The following is a 1,753-nucleotide window of genomic DNA, read 5'->3' as shown; positions in this document are numbered from 1 at the left end:
GACACATACGCCATTTTGAATCTAAGTTTTGCTTAAGATTACAATTGATATATTTATGATAGTCATACTATGACGCCTCGTCTGAAAATTTTCTGGAGGCAATCAAATGAAACTCAAGAGCCTGCTTCTCGGCTCCGCTGTATCGCTGGCTGCGATCACCGGTGCCCATGCTGCCGACGCCGTCGTGGCGCCCGAGCCTGAATCTGTCGAGTATGTTCGCGTTTGCGATGCCTACGGCGCCGGATATTTCTACATTCCGGGCACCGAAACCTGCCTTCGTGTTTCCGGCTATGTGCGTTATGACGCTGCTGGCGGTGACAATATCTATGGTCGCGGCTTCGTCGACCGTGACGGTGCGATCGATACCCGCCGCCAGTCGTGGGATAACAAGGCCCGTTTCACGCTGCGCCTCTCCACGGCTTCTGAAACCGAGCTTGGCACGCTGAAGACCTTTGCCGAAACCCGTTATGATTGGGGCAATGGCGTTGAGGGCTCGTCCGGTTCGCTGCGTTTTGCCTATATTCAGCTGGGCGGATTGCGCGTCGGTCTTGATGAGTCGGCCTTTGTCACCTTCCCGGGCTATCTCGGCAATGTCATCAACGATGACGTGATTCTCGCTGGCGGCTATCGCACGGGCCTGATCAGCTACACCTTTGCCGCTGGAAACGGTTTTTCCGCCATCTTGTCGCTCGAACAGGGCAACAATGAAGACACGGACAGCGCATACGGTTTCGACGGCACCATCAAGGATTACACCCCGCACGTCGTCGGTGGCCTGAAATATGAAGGCGGCTGGGGCAAGATCGCAGGTGTCGCCGCCTATGATGCCCGTAATGAGGAGTGGGCCGGCAAGGTCCGCGCCGACGTGAACATCACGGATCGTTTCTCGGTCTGGGCGATGGGGGGCTACAAGTCCAACAAGGACCAGTACATCATGCAGACCGATGGCAATGGCCATGATATCGGTCAGGTCCGCGCGATCAACAGCTTCTACGGCACCTGGGGTGGCGATTGGGCTGTCTGGGGCGGCGCGGCATTCAAGGCGACCGACAAGGCCGTCCTCAATGCCCAGCTTGCCTATGACGGCACCAGCACTTTCGCGGCGACGGCCAATGTGGCTTACGAACTGGTTCCGGGCTTCACGGTAACGCCGGAAGTTTCCTATACCAAGTGGAAGGACAGCAAATCATATCTCGACGGCAAGGATGCCTGGCAGGGTATGGTCCGCTTCCAGCGCTCGTTCTGATACGTCAACGGGAAGCCTGCACAGGCTTCCCGTATTCGTCTGAAGAGATTCTGCGAGCCGACCATTATGATATTATCGTCGGCATTTAAAGGATTGTGTATTAAAGTGTAAATTACTTTAATATCTCGCTTATTATTAAGTAACAATTATAGTTGAATTAAATTTTATTTTACATCGCGCAAGATGTGGAATATAAATTGCAAACCGTTCGATAGCGTAGAAGGACTGCGCTGTTTTCAAATCTGATCTCCAGTCGGAAGAATGGTACGGCGAGCTTCGGCTCGCCGTTTTTGTTTGCTCCTTTCATCATGAGCGAGCCCTGCGCTTTGCCTGTTTCCAAACAGGGCAACCCTCTCTTATTGTTGTGCTTTCTGGGTGCCGATGGCTCTGCGCCGCCATTATTCCAAAGTCGCCATGCCGATCTGTGATCGATGCACTAATCCCTTATTTTGACGCGCATCTTATACGGGAACCGTTTCACGCTCTTCGGGGTGCGCTCCATTGCTT

At 53.5% G+C, this 1,753-nt stretch carries 1 protein-coding gene; it reads left to right on the top strand.

Translation table 11 applies throughout. The annotated features are described in order from the left end of the window. Window positions 1-106: 106 nt before the first annotated feature. On the top strand, window positions 107-1,246 hold the full coding sequence (locus tag AVM02_RS13730) for a porin (RefSeq protein WP_411507487.1): 1,140 nt from the start codon (window positions 107-109) through the stop codon (window positions 1,244-1,246). Window positions 1,247-1,753 lie beyond the last annotated feature (507 nt).

This window comes from Brucella anthropi (assembly GCF_046630315.1).
Taxonomy (GTDB): Bacteria; Pseudomonadota; Alphaproteobacteria; order Rhizobiales; family Rhizobiaceae; genus Brucella; species Brucella anthropi_A.
The sequence above is the reverse complement of the archived record's forward strand: the minus strand, read 5'-3'. Positions and strand labels throughout refer to the sequence as shown.